21 protein-coding genes are annotated in these 18,744 nt (G+C 62.2%); 13 read left to right on the top strand and 8 right to left on the bottom strand.

Annotated features, from left to right (window positions below; genetic code table 11):
* Positions 1 to 116: 116 nt before the first annotated feature.
* The 3 genes from ACSW29_RS09190 (at position 117) to ACSW29_RS09200 (ending at position 4,524) form a co-directional block, all read left to right on the top strand.
* Entirely contained in the window at positions 117 to 1,013 is an 897-nt protein-coding gene (locus ACSW29_RS09190; RefSeq protein ID WP_003941541.1) for a 3-hydroxybutyryl-CoA dehydrogenase, read from the top strand.
* A 91-nt stretch (positions 1,014 to 1,104) separates the two neighbouring features.
* Positions 1,105 to 3,411 carry a 5-methyltetrahydropteroyltriglutamate--homocysteine S-methyltransferase gene (metE, locus tag ACSW29_RS09195; protein ID WP_448277099.1) on the top strand — a complete coding sequence of 769 codons (2,307 nt, stop codon included), beginning with the start codon at positions 1,105 to 1,107 and terminating at the stop codon, positions 3,409 to 3,411.
* 72 nt (positions 3,412 to 3,483) lie between these two features.
* The gene (locus ACSW29_RS09200; protein WP_230816887.1) at positions 3,484 to 4,524 is read left to right on the top strand and encodes an NAD(P)-dependent alcohol dehydrogenase; all 1,041 of its coding nucleotides are present in this window, start codon (positions 3,484 to 3,486) and stop codon (positions 4,522 to 4,524) included.
* A gap of 15 nt (positions 4,525 to 4,539) precedes the next feature.
* On the opposite strand, the gene ACSW29_RS09205 is transcribed toward ACSW29_RS09200, so the two are convergent.
* Together ACSW29_RS09205 and ACSW29_RS09210 are read right to left on the bottom strand one after the other, a co-directional pair.
* Positions 4,540 to 5,334: an RNA polymerase sigma factor SigF gene (locus ACSW29_RS09205; RefSeq protein WP_020906739.1), complete on the bottom strand. Its 795-nt coding sequence runs from the start codon at positions 5,332 to 5,334 to the stop codon at positions 4,540 to 4,542.
* The gene (locus ACSW29_RS09210) at positions 5,331 to 5,762 is read right to left on the bottom strand and encodes an ATP-binding protein (protein ID WP_020968899.1); all 432 of its coding nucleotides are present in this window, start codon (positions 5,760 to 5,762) and stop codon (positions 5,331 to 5,333) included. The genes ACSW29_RS09205 and ACSW29_RS09210 overlap by 4 nt, the downstream gene beginning before the upstream one ends.
* A gap of 391 nt (positions 5,763 to 6,153) precedes the next feature.
* Between ACSW29_RS09210 and ACSW29_RS09215 the strand changes: the two genes are divergently transcribed.
* On the top strand, positions 6,154 to 6,597 hold the full coding sequence (locus ACSW29_RS09215; protein ID WP_020968900.1) for an STAS domain-containing protein: 444 nt from the start codon (positions 6,154 to 6,156) through the stop codon (positions 6,595 to 6,597).
* 54 nt (positions 6,598 to 6,651) lie between these two features.
* Here ACSW29_RS09215 and ACSW29_RS09220 read toward each other — a convergent pair whose 3' ends face one another.
* A complete protein-coding gene (locus tag ACSW29_RS09220) occupies positions 6,652 to 7,920 on the bottom strand; it encodes a glycosyltransferase (protein WP_448277100.1) in 1,269 nt (422 codons plus the stop codon).
* A 120-nt stretch (positions 7,921 to 8,040) separates the two neighbouring features.
* On the opposite strand from ACSW29_RS09220, the gene ACSW29_RS09225 reads away from it, so the two are divergent.
* Entirely contained in the window at positions 8,041 to 8,454 is a 414-nt protein-coding gene (locus ACSW29_RS09225) for a DUF6292 family protein (RefSeq protein ID WP_230816892.1), read from the top strand.
* A gap of 22 nt (positions 8,455 to 8,476) precedes the next feature.
* Here the strand turns inward: ACSW29_RS09225 and ACSW29_RS09230 are convergent, their stop codons facing one another.
* Positions 8,477 to 9,049 carry a DUF2231 domain-containing protein gene (locus ACSW29_RS09230; RefSeq protein ID WP_448277101.1) on the bottom strand — a complete coding sequence of 191 codons (573 nt, stop codon included), beginning with the start codon at positions 9,047 to 9,049 and terminating at the stop codon, positions 8,477 to 8,479.
* A gap of 114 nt (positions 9,050 to 9,163) precedes the next feature.
* On the opposite strand from ACSW29_RS09230, the gene ACSW29_RS09235 reads away from it, so the two are divergent.
* Positions 9,164 to 9,385 carry a hypothetical protein gene (locus ACSW29_RS09235; protein WP_230816894.1) on the top strand — a complete coding sequence of 74 codons (222 nt, stop codon included), beginning with the start codon at positions 9,164 to 9,166 and terminating at the stop codon, positions 9,383 to 9,385.
* Positions 9,386 to 9,401: 16 nt separating this feature from the next.
* On the opposite strand, the gene ACSW29_RS09240 is transcribed toward ACSW29_RS09235, so the two are convergent.
* Both ACSW29_RS09240 and ACSW29_RS09245 read right to left on the bottom strand, forming a co-directional pair.
* Positions 9,402 to 10,256 carry a polyphosphate kinase 2 family protein gene (locus ACSW29_RS09240; RefSeq protein ID WP_347871488.1) on the bottom strand — a complete coding sequence of 285 codons (855 nt, stop codon included), beginning with the start codon at positions 10,254 to 10,256 and terminating at the stop codon, positions 9,402 to 9,404.
* Positions 10,257 to 10,313: 57 nt separating this feature from the next.
* Positions 10,314 to 11,048 (bottom strand): TetR/AcrR family transcriptional regulator, encoded by a 735-nt coding sequence (locus tag ACSW29_RS09245; RefSeq protein WP_230816896.1) that lies wholly within the window; start codon positions 11,046 to 11,048, stop codon positions 10,314 to 10,316.
* A gap of 171 nt (positions 11,049 to 11,219) precedes the next feature.
* On the opposite strand from ACSW29_RS09245, the gene ACSW29_RS09250 reads away from it, so the two are divergent.
* From ACSW29_RS09250 to ACSW29_RS09270, 5 genes are all read left to right on the top strand, one after another.
* Positions 11,220 to 12,500, top strand: a complete 1,281-nt coding sequence (locus ACSW29_RS09250; protein ID WP_347871630.1) for a DUF445 domain-containing protein — start codon at positions 11,220 to 11,222, stop codon at positions 12,498 to 12,500.
* Between the two features lie 103 nt (positions 12,501 to 12,603).
* On the top strand, positions 12,604 to 13,110 hold the full coding sequence (locus ACSW29_RS09255) for a helix-turn-helix domain-containing protein (protein ID WP_141487579.1): 507 nt from the start codon (positions 12,604 to 12,606) through the stop codon (positions 13,108 to 13,110).
* Positions 13,103 to 13,930: a heparin-binding hemagglutinin gene (locus ACSW29_RS09260; RefSeq protein WP_230816899.1), complete on the top strand. Its 828-nt coding sequence runs from the start codon at positions 13,103 to 13,105 to the stop codon at positions 13,928 to 13,930. The genes ACSW29_RS09255 and ACSW29_RS09260 overlap by 8 nt, the downstream gene beginning before the upstream one ends.
* 95 nt (positions 13,931 to 14,025) lie before the next feature.
* Positions 14,026 to 14,322, top strand: coding sequence for a DUF2516 family protein (locus ACSW29_RS09265; RefSeq protein ID WP_003941505.1), 297 nt, complete (start codon positions 14,026 to 14,028; stop codon positions 14,320 to 14,322).
* Positions 14,323 to 14,513: 191 nt separating this feature from the next.
* Positions 14,514 to 15,545: an alpha/beta fold hydrolase gene (locus ACSW29_RS09270; protein ID WP_448277102.1), complete on the top strand. Its 1,032-nt coding sequence runs from the start codon at positions 14,514 to 14,516 to the stop codon at positions 15,543 to 15,545.
* Positions 15,546 to 15,557: 12 nt separating this feature from the next.
* Here the strand turns inward: ACSW29_RS09270 and purU are convergent, their stop codons facing one another.
* A complete protein-coding gene (purU, locus tag ACSW29_RS09275; RefSeq protein WP_448277103.1) occupies positions 15,558 to 16,445 on the bottom strand; it encodes a formyltetrahydrofolate deformylase in 888 nt (295 codons plus the stop codon).
* A gap of 64 nt (positions 16,446 to 16,509) precedes the next feature.
* Between purU and deoC the strand changes: the two genes are divergently transcribed.
* Positions 16,510 to 17,175 carry a deoxyribose-phosphate aldolase gene (deoC, locus tag ACSW29_RS09280; protein WP_448277104.1) on the top strand — a complete coding sequence of 222 codons (666 nt, stop codon included), beginning with the start codon at positions 16,510 to 16,512 and terminating at the stop codon, positions 17,173 to 17,175.
* Here the strand turns inward: deoC and ACSW29_RS09285 are convergent.
* Positions 17,172 to 17,942, bottom strand: a complete 771-nt coding sequence (locus tag ACSW29_RS09285; protein ID WP_230816903.1) for an LmeA family phospholipid-binding protein — start codon at positions 17,940 to 17,942, stop codon at positions 17,172 to 17,174. The two genes, deoC and ACSW29_RS09285, sit on opposite strands and share 4 nt — an antisense overlap.
* A 127-nt stretch (positions 17,943 to 18,069) precedes the next feature.
* On the opposite strand from ACSW29_RS09285, the gene ACSW29_RS09290 reads away from it, so the two are divergent.
* Positions 18,070 to 18,648 (top strand): type IV toxin-antitoxin system AbiEi family antitoxin domain-containing protein, encoded by a 579-nt coding sequence (locus ACSW29_RS09290; RefSeq protein WP_347871485.1) that lies wholly within the window; start codon positions 18,070 to 18,072, stop codon positions 18,646 to 18,648.
* Positions 18,649 to 18,744 lie beyond the last annotated feature (96 nt).

The raw sequence follows: 18,744 nt of genomic DNA on the forward strand, positions 1-18,744 counted from the left end.
TTCCAATTGCGTCGGCCACCAGTGTCGACGCAGTTCGAAGTGCTTTCTTTGCAACACCTTGATCAGACTGCAACACCTTCACCAGACAAACTCCACGAGACAAACAAGGAGCTGACGTGACCAGCGAAAAAATTCAGCGCGTCGGCGTTATCGGCGCCGGAATCATGGGTGCCGGAATCGCCGAGGTGTGCGCCCGCGCACATGTCGATGTTCTGGTCTTCGAGCAGACTCGCGAGCTTGCAGCAGCCGGGCGTTCACGCATCCTGCGTTCGCTCGACCGCGGCGTGAGCAGCGGAAAGATCACAGAACGCGAGCGTGAGCAGGCCGCATGGCGTCTGCGTTTCACCTCCGATCTGGGCGATTTCGCGGACCGCCAGCTCGTCGTGGAGGCCGTCGTCGAAGACGAGAAGATCAAGAGCGAAATCTTCGCCGAGCTCGACGCGGTCGTGACGGACCCGGATGCGGTTCTCGCGTCCAACACGTCGTCGATCCCGATCATGAAGCTCGGCATCTCGACCAAGCGTCCCGAGCGAGTCATCGGTATGCACTTCTTCAACCCGGTGCCGGTTCTGCCGCTCGTCGAATTGGTGACAACGCTCAAGACCAGTGCCTCCGTCTCGCAGCGCGCCGAGGCTTTTGCCAGCGACATCCTCGGCAAGCAGGTCGTCCGCAGTGCCGACCGCTCCGGCTTTGTCGTCAACGCGCTCCTCGTGCCGTACCTGCTCTCGGCGATCCGCATGGTCGAGTCGGGCTTCGCCACCAAGGAAGACATCGACAAGGCAACCGTTCTGGGCCTCGCGCACCCCATGGGTCCGCTGGCGCTGACCGACCTGGTCGGCCTCGACACCGTCAAGTCCATCGCCGACTCCATGTACGAAGAGTTCAAGGAGCCGCTGTACTCCGCTCCGCCGCTGCTCCTGCGTATGGTCGAAGCCGGATTGACCGGCAAGAAGTCCGGCGCGGGCTTCTACGAATACGCCGACAACGGTCGCTCCACCAAGCAGGCAAGCTAAGGCCCAACGCCCCTGTGCGCCTTTCTGGTAGTTCCGGCTACCACAGAGGCGCACAGGGCGCTCGCGCCCCTCGGTTAGAAAGGTCGACCGCATGTCCAGCAGCACTGCAGCATTCGGCTCCAGCGTCCTGGGGTATCCGCGCATCGGGCCGCGCCGTGAGCTCAAGCGCGCCCTCGAGTCCTACTGGCACGGCACTTCGGACAAGGACGCACTCCTCGCGGTCGCCAAGGAACTCCAGGAATCGACCTGGAGCGAATTGGCTGCGACGGGGTTGAGCCAGGTTCCCGGCAACACCTTCTCCTTCTACGATCACGTGCTCGACAATGCGCTGCTTTTCGGCGCAGTGCCGGAGCGGTTCAAGCCGCTCGAGGGCGCACTCGATTCGCTCGATTTCTACTTCACGATGGCCCGCGGTCGCCCCGACTTCCCGCCTCTCGAGCTGGTGCGCTTCTTCGGCACGAACTACTACTACCGTCAGCCCGAGATCGACGCGAACACGGTGTTCTCGCTCAACTCGGAAGCACTGCTCGACGAGTTCGAACGTGCGAAGGCGCGCGGCATCGAATTGCGCCCCGTCATCATGGGACCCGTTTCGCTGCTTCTGCTCTCGAAGGTCGGGCCTGCCACCGAGAAGTCCGATCCGAACTTCACCCCACTCGATCTGTTGGACGCAATCCTGCCCGAGTACGAGAGGCTCTTCGAGCAGCTCGCCAAGGCCGGTGCCACCTGTGTTCAGTTGGACGAGCCTTCGGTGACCGAGGACCGCACCGCCGAGGAGCTCGCCGCTCTGGGACGTGCGTACGAGAAGCTTTCGACGGCCCCGCTGCGCCCGCGCCTGTTGGTGACGGGTCCGTACGGCAAGTTCGGCGAAGCCCTCAACATCCTGGCGCCCACCAAGATCGAGGCCTTCGGTCTGGACTTGGTGCACGGCAAGATCACGGCCGAGGAACTGGCCGCGGTGCCGAACATCAAGCGCAAGCGTATCTACGCAGGCGTCGTCGACGGTCGCAACGTGTGGCGCGTCGACCGGTTCAACACCTTGACGTACCTCAACGAACTCAAGGACGTCGTGCCTGACCTCGTCGTCTCCACGTCGTCGTCGCTGCTGCACGTGCCGTACGACGTGCTCTCCGAGTACGACATCCCGGGAGACGTCGCAGACCGTCTGGCTTTTGCGAAGCAGAAGGTCGGCGAGGTCGTCTCACTGGCAAAGGCGCTCACCGAAGGTCCTTCGGACAAGTGGCGTAAGCGTCCGACGAAGGTGCACTTCAAGCTCAAGCACGCAGTCCGTGCTCGGGTCAACGCGATCAAGCCCGAAGATCGCGTGCGTGCACCGTACGAGGAGCGTCGCAAAGCGCAGCAGAAACGGTTGAACCTGCCTTTGGTTCCGGCCCAGACACTGGGTTCGTTCCCGCAGACCGACGCGATTCGCCAGGCGCGTTACGAACTCGGCCAGGGGCGTTTGGAGTGGGACGACTACTACAAGCGCATCCAGGAAGAGATCGAGCGCACAATCCGTCTGCAAGAGGATATTGGTCTCGATGTTTTCGTGCACGGTGAGCACGAGCGCAACGACATGGTCCAGTACTTCGCCGAACTGCTCGAGGGCTATGCCTTCACGCACAACGGTTGGGTTCAGGCCTACGGATCTCGTTGTACGCGTCCGCCGATTCTCTACGGCGACATCGCACGTCCGAAGCCGATGACGGTCGAGTGGATTGCCTACGCGCAGTCGCTGACCGACAAGCCGGTCAAGGGCATGCTGACGGGTCCGGTCACCATGATCGCTCGTTCGTTCGTTCGTCAGGATCAGCCGCTCTACGAAACGGCAGAGCAACTGGCACTTGTCATTCGAGACGAAATCGCGGATCTCGAAGCCGCCGGAATCGCCATCATCCAGGTGGACGAGCCGGCAATTCGTGAACTGCTGCCACTGCGTGAGGACGGCCGGGAGGCCTACCTGGAGTGGGCCGTCGACGCGTTCCGTCTGGCAACAGGTGGAGCGAAGCCGGAAACACAGATCCACACGCATCTGACGTACTCCGCTCGGTCGTCGGTGGTCGACGCCATCGAACGGTTGGACGCAGATGTGACGGCTATCGTCGCGACCCGCTCCATCACGTGGGTTCTCGAGGCACTCAAGGAAGGCGCGCTCACGCACGGCGTCGGCCCCGGTGTCTACGAATCTCGCTCGGCTCGGATTCCCGACATCGACGAGCTCGACGAATTGCTCACTGAGGCAAGCGAATCGATCTCTCTCGATCGTTTGTGGGCAAACCCGGACGGCGGCCTCAAGACCCGCCATCCTTGGCAGCTCGAGCCTTCGCTGCGCAACATGGTTGCGGCCGCGAGGCGCCTGCGTCGTCGCGCCGAGCAAGCCGAGCGCGACGCCGGGTAAATCACGTAAAGAACTAGTCATGGAGGGGCCTGCGATTTGCAGGTCCCTCCATGCACGGGTAGGCATGTGTGCATGGTTACTGCTGCTGCTTATGCCGCGACGTCCGCTGACGGTCCCCTCGAGAAGACCACCGTCGAACGCCGCGAGCTCGGTCCACTGGACATTCTCATCGACATCAAATTTGCAGGCATCTGCCATTCCGACATCCACACAGCTCGCAACGAGTGGGGCGGAGCCAAGTACCCGATCGTCCCTGGACACGAAATCGCCGGCGTCGTCGCCGCTGTGGGTTCCGATGTCACCAAGCACAAGGTCGGCGACCGCGTCGGCGTTGGCTGCTTCGTCGACTCGTGCGGGGAGTGCGAAGCCTGCACCGCCGGCGAAGAGCAGTACTGCCGCAAGGGTGTGACCGGTACATACAACGCCACCGGTCGCGACGGCGAGCGCACACAGGGTGGCTACTCGACACACATCGTCGTCACCGAGCACTTCGTGCTCTCGATCCCGGAGGGCATCGAACTCGACGTTGCCGCGCCGCTCCTGTGCGCAGGCATCACCTTGTACTCACCGCTGCGGCACTGGAACGCCGGCCCAGGCAAGAAGGTCGCCATCATCGGTTTCGGCGGCCTCGGTCACGTCGGTGTGAAGATCGCCAAGGCGCTCGGCGCGGAAGTCACCGTCCTGAGCCAGACGCTCGGCAAGAAAGAAGACGGGCTCCGCCTCGGCGCCGATCACTACTACGCGACCAACGACCGTGAGACGTTCAAGGCTCTTCGCGGCGAGTTCGACCTGATCCTCAACACGGTCTCGGTCAATCTCGACATCGACGCCTACATGTCCCTGCTGGCCATCAACGGCACTCTCGTCGAACTGGGCCTGCCGGAGAAGCCGATCGAAGTTCGAGCATTCTCGCTCGCCGCAAACCGTCGTAGCCTCGCCGGCTCCATGGTCGGCGGTATCCCGCAGACACAGGAGATGCTCGATTTCTGCGCCGAGCACGGCATCGGTGCAGAAATCGAACTGATCCCGGCGAGCGACATCAATGATGCTTACGAGCGCGTGATCAAGAGCGATGTGCGATACCGATTCGTGATCGACACCGCAACGATCTGACCCGCTCAGTCCCACTCAGTCGAGTTGCTCGCGGAGATTACTCAGTGTCTTCGCGAGCAATCTCGACACGTGCATCTGGGATACGCCAACTTTCTCGGCGATCTGTGTTTGCGTCAGGTTTCCGAAGAATCTGAGCATCAACACCGTCCGCTCTCGTTCGGGAAGCTTGTCGAGAAGAGGACGCAACGCCTCGTGATTCTCGACGTTCTCGAGTGCGGCGTCGTAGTCACCGAGTGTCTCCACGAGCGGGAGATCATCGGTGTGATTGGACGCGGCACCGTCGACCGAGACGGTCTGGTACGCATTGCCGGCGATCAACGCCTGGGCGACTTCTTCGCGCTCGATTCCCAACGTCTCGGCCAACTCGTCGACGGTCGGCGCGTGCCCGAGTTGTTGTGACAGCTCACTGATCGCCTGCCCGAGTTGGAAATGCAACTCCTTCATCCGACGCGGAACTCGTAGCGCCCAACCGGTGTCACGGAAGTGTCGCCGAACCTCACCCATTACGGTGGGAACTGCGAACGAGACGAAATCGGATCCGCGCGTGGAATCGAAACGGTCGACGGCGTTGACCAGACCGAGGCGCGCCACCTGAACCAGATCGTCGTGTGCCTCGCCGCGCCCGTCGAATCGTCTGGCGATGTGTTCGGCCAACGGTAGGCACCTGGTGATCAGTGCGGTGCGCACTCGTTCGTACTCCGGACTGTGGGGCTCGAGGGTCCGCATTTCCTCGAAAACGGGTATGACGTCCCGATATTCGTCGGTGGACCGCCGGCGCGGGCGTGACGGGCCGTCTGCGGAAGCGGTCACAGGCGCCCGCTGAGGGCCTTGGTGAACTTCATGGTCGTGATGTAGCCGACGCCGCCGAGGTTCTCTTCCTGGTCGAGCGAAATCGAATCGGTGAGTTCGGTGAGGATGTGCCACCCGAACGATCGCTGAGTGCTGTCCTCGTACTCCGTGGTTGTCGTCGATACGGATACGTGCAGTTGCGGGGGAGTGAACACGAACCGACACACCAGAACCGAATCAGGGGCAGCACGAACAATCAGATGCGTACAGATTTCGTCCATGGCCAATTTGATGTCGGCGATGGCGTCGAGGTCGAAGTTTTCCTGAATGGCAACAGTGGCGGCCAGTGCACGCAAAATCGACAGCTGATCGAGAGTCGCTTGAATCCTCAACTCCACAACTGGCTGAGTCTGATCCTGATCGGGCTCGAGTGCGCTGAGGTGTGCCATAAGTTCTCCGGATCGTCGTACCAGGGGTCGCGGTGAAGTCTGGTGCCGAGAACGATACCCATCTCGACCTTCACAGTGACCCCCGAACACGAAATTTGGTCGATGGTGGTGCCGGGGTAAACGACACAGATCTGCTCACGACCGTTGGCGATCGCAACATCGGATTACCTCGCGGAAGCGCAGACCAAACCACATTTTTGTTCGGAACACCGAAACGAATGGTCGCAACGCACTTGTGACGCCGGTCATGCTGGCGTACTGTTTCAAACCGAGGTTGAGCACACAGCCGATGAGGGATTTATCCGTAATTCTGGAGACCCGTTCATCGTGCGGCTCCTTCGGAGGTCCCTTCTCTTTTGCAGAGTGTAAACCGTTGCGGGATGGGAGAACCATGACTGTTGTTCCAGGATCATCTATTTCAGGCTTTACGAACGCGGCGAAGGGATCGGTAGATTACGGACCTCCCGCGACCGGGACAGCGACCGCATCGTTTCACGCGCACCGCATCAGTGCACATACCGCTGTGATCCACGTTCGTGGCGAGATCGACCTGATGAGCGCCAATGCTTTTCGTGACTTCTTGACGTACCACGTTGCCGCGGACCGGACGCTGGTTGTCGATCTCTCCGAACTCGAATTCATGGGGACGTGCGGCTTGTCCGTGCTGTCGGTCCTGTCGACGCGATCACGCGACGTGGGCGGCACACTCGCGCTCGTCTGCGCCCGCCCGGTTCAGAGGCTACTCAAAGCAGCTGGTCAGGAGTCGATGTTTGCCTGCTACGAGTCGCTGGATCACGCGATCGGCCTCGAAGAGACCCGACGTTTCCCGGCTTGATTTCGCAGTGTCACTCACAGCTTTGTGAAATCAGGTTCGTAGAGCCCGTCAGCGTCAGTGCACTTCACTTCGGTGAGTGCCCTTGTGTTGGCGGGCTCTCGGCGGTGCTGTGACGCAGCGGCCGTAGGTTCGGACCACTTCGGTGGCGACGTGATCCCATGAATACGATTCGCACGCGCGAGCCCGGCTCTGCCGTGCAAATGCCGCGCCTTCGTCCTCGTCGTCGAGAAGATGCCGGACTGCCCGCGCGGTTTCCGCCGGATTGTTGACCGGGACCCGCCGCCCGGTGAGCCCGTCGATCACGGTATCCCGCAGTCCGCCAACAGGAGTCGCCACAACCGGGACTCCGCACGCCATCGCCTCCAGAGCCGCGATTCCGAACGGTTCGTATCTGGGGGTACAGACGAGGGCGTCGGCCGATCGCATCAGTTTAGGTAGTTGGCGGTGCGGAACCCGCCCCAATAATTGGACTCGATCTGCGACGCCGAGCCGCTCGGCGAGCTTGACCAAGCGGATCGCCACCTCGTCGGTGCTCAGTTGTGCGACGGGCGGCCCGCCGATCACCACCAACTCCGTGTCCGGCAGCGAAGCCAGCGCGGCGACGGCAACATCGAAGCCCTTCTGCTCCACCAGCCTTCCGACGCAGATCAATCGATGCGGTGCGGTCTTCTTCGCGGCGGGTCCTTCAGGGGTGAACGCCTCGGTGTCGACGCCCGATGGCACCATCGTGGTGCGTGATCGTGGTGATCCCTGCCGAACCAGATCGAAGATTTCGTCCGAACTGGTCGCGATGACATGGGTTGCGCCCCGGGCGATCAACGGTTCCAGGTGAGTCCGCTCCGAGGGACTGTCGTCGGCTGCTCCGAGGTGGCGGTGCGCGGCAGATCCCAGGGAATGGAATGTCTGAAGTACAGGGATGCCGAGCGAGCGGGTCGCGAGTTCCGTTGCCACACCAGACATCCAGAAATGCGAGTGCACCACATCGGGTCGGTCGGTACTCCATTGAGCGCGCAGAATGCTGGCAAAGGTTCCCAGGTGAGGAAGGATTTCGGCATCCGGAAGAGCCTGAGTCGGACCGGCCTCGAGATAGTCGACGCAGTACCCGGTGCGAGCGCGAACGCGGTCCGGTCCACCGACATGCGCCCTCCGGGTGAAGACGGTGACGTCGTGTCCGGCGCGAACCAAGGCCGCGGACAGCTCGTCGACGTGCAGGTTCTGTGCACCAGCTGCCGAGCAGCCCACCGGTGCGAGTGGATCGGCGTTGACCGACACCATGGAGATCTTGAGCATTCGTCCGGGAGCCATAGCGGGCGAGTACTTCATCGGGTCCCCTCTCCACTTGATCGGTTCGTCTGGGGATACCCGGAGTCCATGATCTGAACCGGGTTTCGGCGCGGTCGGCGCTGGGCACATTCCAAACACGATGGCGAGGAGTGAGGTTCGATGACAGAACAAATGCTGGTCGACGCAACCGTCGGACTCGGGTTCGAGCGGTACGTACAACGTGTGGCGGTCGGCGTGGGAGCCGGCATCGAGCAATGGTGTTGCAGGCGCGAGCACCCCCTGGAGGCCTACATCGCGTTGGACCGAACGCTGCCGCGTTTTCCCGGGCGTGAGGTGGCGTTGCTCTGGGAGGAGACGTGCGGTTGGGCCTTGGCCGTGGAGACTCGTTCGGGGGAGGACCTGATCGTTCTCGGATATCTGGGCGAACACGCGGTGCCGGCCCCGGACGCAGTCGCCGACTTTGCCGCGACACTGGGCACCCGCAGCCCGCACTGGGTCATGAACAGGCCGCTGGCGGATTCGGACGAGACCGCGCGGGAACTGCGAAGTTATTCCGGAAGTGCTTACGCCTGAACAGTATTCAGATTCGATCAGCTCAGTTGACCACGTCCAGAATGGGATCGAGAACGGGCGTCGAGGCAGCTTCGACGCCCGGATCGTCCATGAGTCGAAAGACGATGTGACCGCCGAGCGCACCACCGATGCCGACCGCGGCGAGTCCCAGCGCCGAGAGAACCCGCGCCAGCGCTGGTGAGTCCTTTCCGCGTAACCGATACGACGCGGCAAAGGACCAGATACCCACTGCATTCGACGCAGCGTGCACCAGTCCCACACGGCGGGCGACGTCGCCACGTTCGGACCAGTCCAGCCAGCCCGTCAGCAAAACCGGTGGCGTCGAGACCAACCCGAGCCCGATCAATCGTCGTGCGGTCCGCGGGTCGCGGAGCACGGTGTCGAACATCAGCGAAGTCGTCCAGGCGCCTACCGGAATCGCTACGAGGGCGGGATGGATGGGATGCCCGACAGCAGCGCCCCGGAGAAGCGCTGCGACAGTACGTGACCCGTCTGATCGCTCGGTGATCGCGAGGATCCTGCGCCTCATGCCAGTGGACGGACCGTCCAGTCCGCGCGCCGATTCGATTCCGCGGTAAAGAGTTCCGATGTCCATGTAATTCGGCTACCCGGCGTGGTCGTCGGGAAACCTCGCGACGAGTGTGCCTTGTCGACCGTCATACTCCGGCGTACGGTCGAAACGAAAGAGATCCGACCGGAGGAGCGAACGATGAAGCTCAATCTCTTTGCAGCGTGGGCGTCGTACTTCCTGGTGTTGGCCACAGTGGTCTGCCTCGGCAGTTTCCTGGTGGCGGCAGGCTCAGGACAGGGTGGTTGGGCATTGATCGCCGGACTCGCCGGCGTCGCGTCCATCGGCCTCGCGGTAGCCCTGTACGCCAGCACTGTGCGTCACGACCACAAAGTGCACCGCGAATCCCCACACCTGTTCTGATCGGGACTGCTTCTGATCAGGACTGTGCGAGTCGCGCCTTCTCCGCCTCGATGTCGAAGTTGGCAGGCGGCCAGTCGAGATCGAGCTTCTCCAGAGCATCGATCAGTAGCTCCGTGACCGCAATTCGGCTGTACCACTTGCGATCACACGGCACGACGTACCACGGTGCATGCTCGGTCGACGTCTTGTCGAGCATTGCCTGATACGCCTGCTGATAAGCCGGCCACAATCCGCGCTCGGTCACGTCGCCCGGGTTGTACTTCCAGTACTTGTCCGGACGGTCGAGACGTTCTTCGAGTCGCTTCTTCTGTTCGTCGAGCGAGACGAACATTGCGACCTTCACGATGGTGGTTCCGGCGTCGACGAGTTCCTTCTCGAACTGGTTGATCTCGTCGTAGCGCTTGCTCCAGACATCCTCCGGGACAAGATCGTGAACGCGCACGACCAGGACGTCCTCGTAGTGGGAGCGATCGAACACACCGAGATAGCCGCCGCGGGGTAGTTCCTTCTTGATCCGCCAGAGGTAGTGGTGTTGCTTCTCTTCTTCGGTCGGGACACCGAAAGCTGCGTGCTGAACTCCTGAAGGATCCACATGACCGATCACGTGCCGGACCATGCCGCCCTTGCCTGCGGTGTCCATGCCTTGCAGGACCAGCAGAATCGAGCGACTGTCCCCGGACCGGCCGTTGGCGTACAGCAACTCCTGCAGGTCGGACAGAACCGCGCCGCGCTCCTCGAGCAGACGTGCGCCGTCAGCTTTGTTTCCGGTGAATCCCGAAGTGCTGTTGCGATCGAGTTGATCGAGTTCGAACCCGGGGTCTGCCCGCAGGGCTTTGGCGGCTGGTGTTTCCCACAGCGAGTCTTGTGCCATGCCGAAAGAATGTCACAGGATTGACCCCTGTGACCTGAAAGTTCGGTCTCGGGCGAGTCAGTTCTCGGCGGGCTTGACGAGGGGATGGGGAACGGACTTGAACTTGGCCGGTGATCCATTGACCGCAGCGATGCCGGTGATTCCGCCCCAGGTCATCATCGTGAGGTAGTCGATCAGCGATTCTGCGGACATCGACTTGTTGGAGATCCACCAGTGCGTCGCGAGCTGAATTCCGCCGACGATCCCGAACGCCCACGGCAGGGAGCCGCCGGAATCCATTTCCATCTCGCGAAGACGATTGCCCAACACCGTGGAGAGCAATTCGGCGATCATGCGCTCGGAGTCGGCAACGACGTCGCGGTTGGCGCCGGCGCCGTTGGCCATGACGTAGAGGTAGATGTCCGGGTCGGATGCCACGGTTTCGACGTACGCGGTGATGCTGGCCTGAGTGAGTTCGAAATCGTCGAGATCACCGCTGATCGCTTCGTAGATACGCGGCGAGAGGATTGTCTCGACGTACCGCATCATCGTGGCGGTGGTGAGGTCGCTCTTGTCTGCGAAGTAGCGGTAGAGCACTGTCTTGGAGACACCGATCTCGGATGCGATCTCGTCCATGCCGATCTCACGGCCGCGCGCCCGGATTGCGGCGATGGTGCCGTCGACGAGTTCCTCGCGGCGAGCGATCTTGTGCTCACGCCAACGACGCTTGCGACCGTCGGATTTCTCGGGCTTCGCATCAGCAACGACTGTGCCGTCTACCTGCTCGTTGTCCTGCACGGCATTCTTGGCCACGAGTCATCTCATATCTGTGGTGCGAGCCACGTCCGATCGGTCTACTTTTCCGTTCCAGCTTAATGTCCGTGCCTTTATCTCGGGCACTCACATCGGCAGTTAGGGGGATTGGGTCCTGCAGAATCAGACTTCGTGTCGCTCGCGCTACGCCGCGTCACACCTTTCGGCACAATGGCGAGGGTGCAGCAACTGAGCCTCTCCGCCTTCGACGACGCAGCCAAGCGTCGGGACCTTCGCAAGATGAAGGTCTTCGCCACGGGCCTCCTCGGCTTCGCGACGGTGGTCTACATCTTCTGCCGGTGGCAGGAATCCCGCGGTGCCGGAGAGTGGGTCGGATACGTCCGGGCCGCGTCGGAGGCCGGCATGGTCGGCGCACTTGCCGACTGGTTTGCCGTCACCGCACTCTTCCGTCATCCGATGGGGCTTCCCATCCCGCACACCGCGATCATCAAGCGCAAGAAGGACCAGCTCGGGGCCAGTCTGAGTTCGTTCGTCGGACAGAACTTCCTGGCTCCCGAAGTTGTGTCGGCCAAGGTGCAGCAGGCGCAGATTCCGCTCCGGCTCGGCACGTGGATGGCTGAACCTGCCAATGCCGCTCGCGTCGCCGCCGAGACGTCGACGGTCTTGCGCGGCATGGTCGAGGTTCTTCGCGACGAGGACATCGCCCAGATCATCGACAACACGATCGTGAAGCGTCTCGCCGAGCCGATGTGGGGACCGCCGATCGGCCGAGTGCTCGGTGAGCTTCTCAAGGACAACAAGCAACTGCCGATCATCGAACTGCTGGCCGAGCGCGCGCATCAGTGGGCTCTCGGCAGCCAGGAAACGATCGATCGTGTGATCGTTCGTGATTCGCCGGCATGGTCGCCGAAGTTCGTCGACGCCATGCTGGGGGAGAAGATCTACAAGGAGCTCGTCGAGTTCACCTGGAAAGTTCGTTCCAATCCCGAGCACGAGGTGCGCCTCGCTGCCAATCGCTTCCTGATCGATTTCGCGGACGATCTTCAGAACGACCCGGAGACCATCAAGAAGGCCGAGGGGATCAAGGCCGAGATCATGGGCCGCGAAGAAGTGACCGGTCTGGCGTCGTCGACGTGGCAGGTCGCCAAGCGACTCATCATGGAGTCCGTCGACGATCCGAACAGCACCCTGCGAACCAAGGTCGCCGAGAACGTGGCCGGCCTCGGAGTCAGGCTGCGCGACGACGACTCCATGCGCGCGAAGGTCGACGGCTGGCTGGTGCAGGGCACCAAGTACATCGCGGAGAACTACACCGACGAGATCACCGGGGTCATCAGCGACACGGTCGAGCGGTGGGATGCCGACGAAGCAAGCGAAAAGATCGAATTGCAGGTCGGTCGAGACCTTCAGTTCATCCGTATCAACGGCACCGTTGTCGGGTCGATCGCCGGTCTGCTGATCTATACGATTTCGACGCTCGTCTTCGGCTGAGATGTCCGATATGTGACGTCCACCACGAGTGCTAGCAGTAGTGCTTGCAATAGTTAGCACCCTCTCCTATCCTGGGAAATGTCCACTGGAAAGGGAGGACGCAATGCCAGCGAAGTCGACGAACTCCGACGACGGAGATCGTGAATTATCCGGTGCCGCAGCCGGAGCAAGCGACTTGGCAGCTCGCGTCGTCAGCTCTGCGGCACACGACATCGGGGGGTTCATTCGTGCACAGCGGGAAGCCGCCCAAGTTTCGATGCGCCAACTTGCTCAACTCGCCGGCGTCAGCAATCCGTATCTGAGTCAGATCGAACGCGGATTGCGCAAACCGTCGGCAGACGTACTGGCGCAAATTGCCAAGGGTCTTCGAGTCTCCTCGGAAGTCCTGTACGTCCAAGCGGGATATCTCGAACAACGCCCGCACAGTCCCATCAGGGACGCGGTGTTGGCCGAGACGGCCATCAACGAACGGCAGAAGCAAGTACTGCTCGAAATCTACGACTCGTTCTGTCGCGAAAACGAGTCGTCCAGACCAGCCGCAGCGCCCGATTTCGCTGAATCGGCCGCAATTCCAGACACCGAGACTTCACTAGGAGAAAAAGATGACTGACAAGAACGCCATCGACAGCGTCAAGACCTCGCTCTACGCCGCCGTCGGTGCAGGCGACCTCGTCGTCCAGGCCGTAGCCGACGTTGTTGCTCAGGTTCGTGAGCGCGCCGAGAACACCCAGGGTGACGTCAACGGCCGTGTCGACGGTGCCCGCGAGAAGCTTGCTTCCGTCCAGGGTGACGTCGCCGAGAGCGTCGATGCGCTGCGTGAGCGTCTCGCCGGCCTGCCGTCCGAGCTGCCCGAAGAGCTCGCCGAGCTGCGCGAGAAGTTCGCACCCGAGGAGCTCCGCAAGGTCGCCGAGGCATATCTCAAGGTTGCCGGCGATTTGTACAACTCCCTCGCAGAGCGCGGCGAAGACGCAGTCGAGCGCATCCGCAAGCAGCCCGCAGTCGAAGAGGGTATCGCTGCTGCAGAGTCGGCACTCGGCGACGCCGTCGAGCTGACCGAAGACGCACTCGGAACCGTTGCTCGTCAGACGCGCGCCGTGGGCGAGCAGGCTGCCAAGCTGGCCGGCCGCGCTGCCGGACGCATCTCCGACACCGCAGAAGAGGTCGGCGAGAAGATCTCTGACGCCGGTGAGAAGATTGCCGACGCCGGCGACGAGGCTGCGCTGAAGGTCCTCGACCTCGGTGACCAGGCTGACGAGGCTTCCAAGGAAGCTGCCGCTCGCGTGACCGCTGCTGCTTCCGACGTCCAGGAGCGCGCAACCACCGCCGCCAAGAAGGCCGCTCCGGCCAAGGCTGCTCCCGCGAAGGCTGCACCGGCCAAGGCCACCGCGCCGGCTCCGGCGAAGAAGGCTGCTCCGGCCAAGAAGGCCTGATTTGCCCAGCTCCACCTGACGAAGGCTCCCGCGCTCAGCCGAGTGTGGGAGCCTTCGTGTTCGTCGGGAACCGGATGAGAACTTAGGATGTAGTTGTGACTCAAGTCGATGGGCTAGTCGGTCTGATATTTCTCGCACTGAAAGTGCTCGCGCTGGTGGGTGCTGTCTACGCGATCGTCCATGCCGTCAGGCAGCGCCCGGACGCCTTCACTGCCGTCAACAAATTGACCAAACCGATCTGGCTGGGAATTCTGATCGTCGCGGCGTTGATCCTTTTGGCGACGTCTCCTGTCGGTCTCCTGGGCATCATCGCGGTCGTTGCAGTGTGCGTGTATCTCGTGGACGTTCGCCCGCGCGTGGATGACATCCAGCACGGCGGTTCTCGCTGGTAGTGCGCTGCGGTTCCCGCTCATCCGGTGCTGCGGTTCCCGCTCATCCGGTGCTGCGGTTTCCGCTCATCGTGTGCTGCCCCACTCTTCGCTTCAGCGCTGACAACGAGCGTTGTTCGAGTGATAGTGTCGGTTAACGGCAGTCACACATAGATTGCATCCGTCTGTCGTCAGCAGCAGTCAGGGGTAAATGCATGTCCAGTCGTTCGCGCACCACAGAGCTACGAGTACTGGCAGGCGCCGTCGGAGTGGGAGCGCTCGTCGCGGTGGTCGCGGGGATCCGTCATCGCCGATCCACGCGCGGTTTGACCCTCTCGAGCGATGTCGAACCCAACGCACTCCTGAAGACTCCGACGCTCAAAGCCGATGTCAGCGAACTGACCACCGACGACGGTGCGATCATCAACGTCCGGGCTTACGGTCCCGTCGACGGCGATCCGATCGTTCTCAGTCACGGATGGACGTGCTCTACCGAATTCTGGTACCCGCAGGTCAATGCGCTTGCCGGCGAGTATCGCGTCATTACCTACGATCAGCGCGGTCACGGCCGCAGCACCGTCGGCAATCTTCCGCTCGGCCCGGAAGTCCTCGCCGACGACCTGTCTGCAGTGCTGGCAGCCACGGTTCGCGAGGACAAGAAGGCAGTCATCGTCGGTCACAGCATGGGCGGGATGAGTATCATCGCCTGGGCTGGTCGCCACCCTGACGAGGTCAAGACGTACGCATCGGCGGTCATGCTCGCGAGCACCGCGAGCGAGAGGTTGATCGCGGAGACCACGGTCATCCCACTGCCCAATCGTTTTCCTCGGGTGCCGGTCCCGGTGGGCCGCGCCATCCTCAGCTCGCCCGTTCCGTTCGTCTCCTCGGGCGCGATGACGAAGGCGATCCAATACGTCTCGATGTCACCGAACGCGACCAAGGCCGAGATTCAGTTCTGCGAGAACATCGTTCGTGAGTGCAAGCCCCGCATCCGTGGCGGTTGGGGAGCAGCGCTGAGCACCCTCGACATTCACGAGGGACTCGACAATCTCGAAGTGCCGACCACCGTGCTCGTCGGCTCGCTCGATCGGCTCACTCCGCCGGTCCATGCGCGCAAGCTTGCGCAGGTCCTTGACGACGCCGGCAACCTCGAACGGTTGATCGTGTTGCCGGGCGTCGGTCATATGTCGTCGATCGAGAACATCGACGAGTTCGACAAGGAAATCGTGCGACTGCGCAACCTCTAGCGCACCGCTGCTCTAGCTGAAGACAACCGTCTTGCGCCCGTGGACCAGGACACGATCCTCGAGATGCCAGCGCAGTCCGCGTGAGAGTACGAGCTTTTCGATGTCCCGACCCTGACGGACCATGTCGGCGACATCGTCGGCATGGTCCACACGGATCACGTCCTGCTCGATGATCGGGCCGGCGTCGAGTTCGGCGGTCACGTAGTGGCACGTGGCGCCGATCAATTTCACACCGCGCGCGAAGGCCTGGTGGTACGGGCGAGCACCGATGAACGACGGCAAGAAGCTGTGGTGGATGTTGATCGCGCGGCCGGCCCAGTGCTCGCACAGTGATTCGGGCAGCACCTGCATGAAGCGTGCAAGAACCACGGCGTCGGGGTTGTGAGCGTCGACCAGGGCGCGGACCTTCTCGAAGGACGGTCCCCGTTCAGCCGGGTCCTTGGCGAACGGAACGTGGTGGAAGTCGATCCCGTGGCGCTCGGTGACACTGCGCAGATCCTCGTGATTGCCGATGACGGCGCTGATTTCGGCCGGGAGTTCCCCGCCCGCAGCGCGGCCCAGGAGATCATGCAAGCAGTGACCTTCCTTGCTCACGAGCAGCACGATCTTCTTGGGAGCACCCGAGTCGTGAAGAGTCCACTCGGTTTCCCGACCGATCTCGGCCGCAACAGCTTTGAACCGTTCACGAAGCTCGTCGATGCTCATGCTCACCGAAGACGCACGGACCGCCTGCCGCGTGAAGAACCATCCGGTGTCGGCATCGGCGTGATACGCAGCTTCCACGATCCATCCACCGACGTCGGTGAGAAAGGTCGAGATGCGTGCGACGATGCCCGTGGTGTCGGGGCAGCCGAGGGACAGAACATAGCGACGATCATCGATCGAAGGTGCAGCGGTCATGCGGCCTAGTCTCTCAGGTGCGGCTGCGGCGACGGTCGCGTGGTGGTGTGCCAAGCTTTCCATCATGTCTGAAGCCGCACTCACTCGTTCCCAGGTTGCCGCGATGGTGGACCACACTCTGCTCAAACCCGAAGCCACCGCGGCCGATGTGACCGCCCTGATCGCCGAAGCACGCAGCCTCGGTGTGCTCGCTGTCTGCGTCTCGCCGTCGATGTTGCCGATTCGCGCCGAAGGACTGGTGACGGCGGCCGTCGTCGGATTCCCGTCGGGGAAGCATCATTCACTGGTCAAGGGCGCTGAAGCGCGACTGGCCGTCGATCAAGGCGCAGCCGAGATCGACATGGTCATCGACGTAGGAGCGGCGGTCGCCGGCGACTACAGCGCGGTGTTGGCAGACATCCTCACCGTCCGCGAGGCGATGGGGGAGAGTGCGATCCTCAAAGTGATCCTCGAAACCGCAGCGCTGTCCGACGAGGCCATCGTCGAATGCTGCCGCGCAGCCGTGCGCGCCGGGGCGAACTTCGTCAAGACCTCCACCGGATTCCACCCTGCAGGCGGGGCAACTGTCGAGGCCGTCACACTGATGGCGCAGACCGTCGGCCCGGGCGTGGGAGTCAAGGCCAGTGGCGGAATACGTACGACGCAGGCGGCACTCGACATGATCGCGGCCGGTGCCACCCGCCTCGGATTGTCCGGAACCCGAGCAGTATTGGACGGTCTGACCGACTAGGTCAGCAGGCCGCAGCTGTCCGGCACCGCCGAGGTGTTCTGGTTGTTCGCGTCGGCGACGGGCATGGCGTAGGCGCCACCCTCGAGCGAGATCTCGATAGCGTCGTCGGTGACGGTCAGTTCCGTGGGCTTCATGTCCAGGGGGTATGTCTGCAGGCTGTCGGTGAGTGTCTGGACGATGCCGTCGACCAGGTCGGTCGGCAGACCCAATCCGAGAATCTCGGCACCGACGGTCTGAACGTCGACCACTCCGTTGGTGACGGTGGGCTTGACCGTGAGCTTCGCGAGCCCGACCGGTCCGACGTCGAATGCGAGTGTTCCGGCGCTCGAGTCGGCGGTGACGCCGGAGACGAGGCCACCGAAGGTCTGCTCCTGCAAAGTGGCGAGAATGCCTGCGGTAGACCAGTTGACGTCGGCGCTGGAGCTGCCGATGGTGCCGCTGTTACCCGCCGAGGGCTGCAAGTTGATGTCGTTCACCTTCGCGTGAACCTGCATTCCCGTTGCGGGGCCGAACGAAGAGTCGTCACTGTCGATGCTGATGTACGGCACCTTCTTGTCGACTGCCTGCAGGAGTACGGGCTTCCAGCTCAACCCGACATCGACCTGGGATCCCAGTTCGCTCTGGAACTGGTCGGCCATGCAGGTCTTCACCTGGTTGCGTACGTACAGTTCTCCACCGACGAGTGCCGCGACGAGTACGGCGATCACCACGAGAAGGATGATGAGCACTCGGTTGCGCGGACGAGGGTTGTTCGCTGCGACAGTCATTCGCCAGATTCTTCCCGACGAGTCTGAACGAACTCTGTGAATACGCACTTCTTCATTCCTGTGATGCGCGACACAGTCGCCCGTAGTCTGTTCGAAACGGCGTTTTCGACGGTCACCGGAGGTGGTCATGGCTTCGGACTACGAGTCACTCGAGCTGCTGGCGCTACGACAGTGTGGATTTGTCACGGCTCTTCAGGCATCCGAACTGGGTTTCGGTCTGGCCTTGATGGACGAGATGACGGAATCCGGAGCTTGGACGATTGAGTGTCGCGGACTTTTTCGCCTCGAACGCGTCAGGCATACTGCCTTGGACGAGTTTGCGAAGTGGTGCACGTGGTTCGCCGGTAGCGCCACTGTTTCGCACTACAGTGCCGCAGATCTACACGGCCTCGGGCACCTGCAACCTCGCTTCATTCATCTCTCCGTTGCGCACCCTCTCGCGGCGCCGACCCGCCAGGTCGCCCTGCACCGACTGCCGCTCGCGGATGACGAGTGTGAACAGATCGGGCCCATCCGCATCACCACGCCGTTGCGTACCGTGCACGACCTGGCTTCCGGTGGAATTTCCCAAGTCCTACTCAACGAAGTAGTCGCCGATGCGGTGGCGATCGGTCGACTCGACGCGCACGAGTTGTTTCTCTCGTGTGAGAACGCGAGTGTGGATGTTGCTGTTCGAGTGGAGTTGGCGCTCGCCGCAAGCCTGTAATCGAGATTGAATTCTTTTTGTTTCTGCGACCTTCTGGCATCACGTCCGAAATCGAATATGACGCCGATATCAGAGATTTGATATGCGCAACTTCGG

This window comes from Rhodococcus sp. GB-02, from assembly GCF_053470465.1.

Coding starts and splice junctions, on each gene's coding strand:
- ACSW29_RS09240 (WP_347871488.1), bottom strand. CDS start 10,256: ATGGCACAAGACTCGCTGTGGGAAACACCAGCCGCCAAAGCCCTGCGG.
- purU (WP_448277103.1), bottom strand. CDS start 16,445: ATGACCGCTGCACCTTCGATCGATGATCGTCGCTATGTTCTGTCCCTC.
- metE (WP_448277099.1), top strand. CDS start 1,105: ATGTCCAGCAGCACTGCAGCATTCGGCTCCAGCGTCCTGGGGTATCCG.
- ACSW29_RS09255 (WP_141487579.1), top strand. CDS start 12,604: ATGCCAGCGAAGTCGACGAACTCCGACGACGGAGATCGTGAATTATCC.
- ACSW29_RS09230 (WP_448277101.1), bottom strand. CDS start 9,049: ATGGACATCGGAACTCTTTACCGCGGAATCGAATCGGCGCGCGGACTG.
- ACSW29_RS09220 (WP_448277100.1), bottom strand. CDS start 7,920: ATGAAGTACTCGCCCGCTATGGCTCCCGGACGAATGCTCAAGATCTCC.
- ACSW29_RS09215 (WP_020968900.1), top strand. CDS start 6,154: ATGACTGTTGTTCCAGGATCATCTATTTCAGGCTTTACGAACGCGGCG.
- ACSW29_RS09250 (WP_347871630.1), top strand. CDS start 11,220: ATGGCGAGGGTGCAGCAACTGAGCCTCTCCGCCTTCGACGACGCAGCC.
- ACSW29_RS09285 (WP_230816903.1), bottom strand. CDS start 17,942: ATGACTGTCGCAGCGAACAACCCTCGTCCGCGCAACCGAGTGCTCATC.
- ACSW29_RS09260 (WP_230816899.1), top strand. CDS start 13,103: ATGACTGACAAGAACGCCATCGACAGCGTCAAGACCTCGCTCTACGCC.
- ACSW29_RS09210 (WP_020968899.1), bottom strand. CDS start 5,762: ATGGCACACCTCAGCGCACTCGAGCCCGATCAGGATCAGACTCAGCCA.
- ACSW29_RS09235 (WP_230816894.1), top strand. CDS start 9,164: ATGAAGCTCAATCTCTTTGCAGCGTGGGCGTCGTACTTCCTGGTGTTG.
- ACSW29_RS09225 (WP_230816892.1), top strand. CDS start 8,041: ATGACAGAACAAATGCTGGTCGACGCAACCGTCGGACTCGGGTTCGAG.
- deoC (WP_448277104.1), top strand. CDS start 16,510: ATGTCTGAAGCCGCACTCACTCGTTCCCAGGTTGCCGCGATGGTGGAC.
- ACSW29_RS09200 (WP_230816887.1), top strand. CDS start 3,484: ATGGTTACTGCTGCTGCTTATGCCGCGACGTCCGCTGACGGTCCCCTC.
- ACSW29_RS09270 (WP_448277102.1), top strand. CDS start 14,514: ATGTCCAGTCGTTCGCGCACCACAGAGCTACGAGTACTGGCAGGCGCC.
- ACSW29_RS09290 (WP_347871485.1), top strand. CDS start 18,070: ATGGCTTCGGACTACGAGTCACTCGAGCTGCTGGCGCTACGACAGTGT.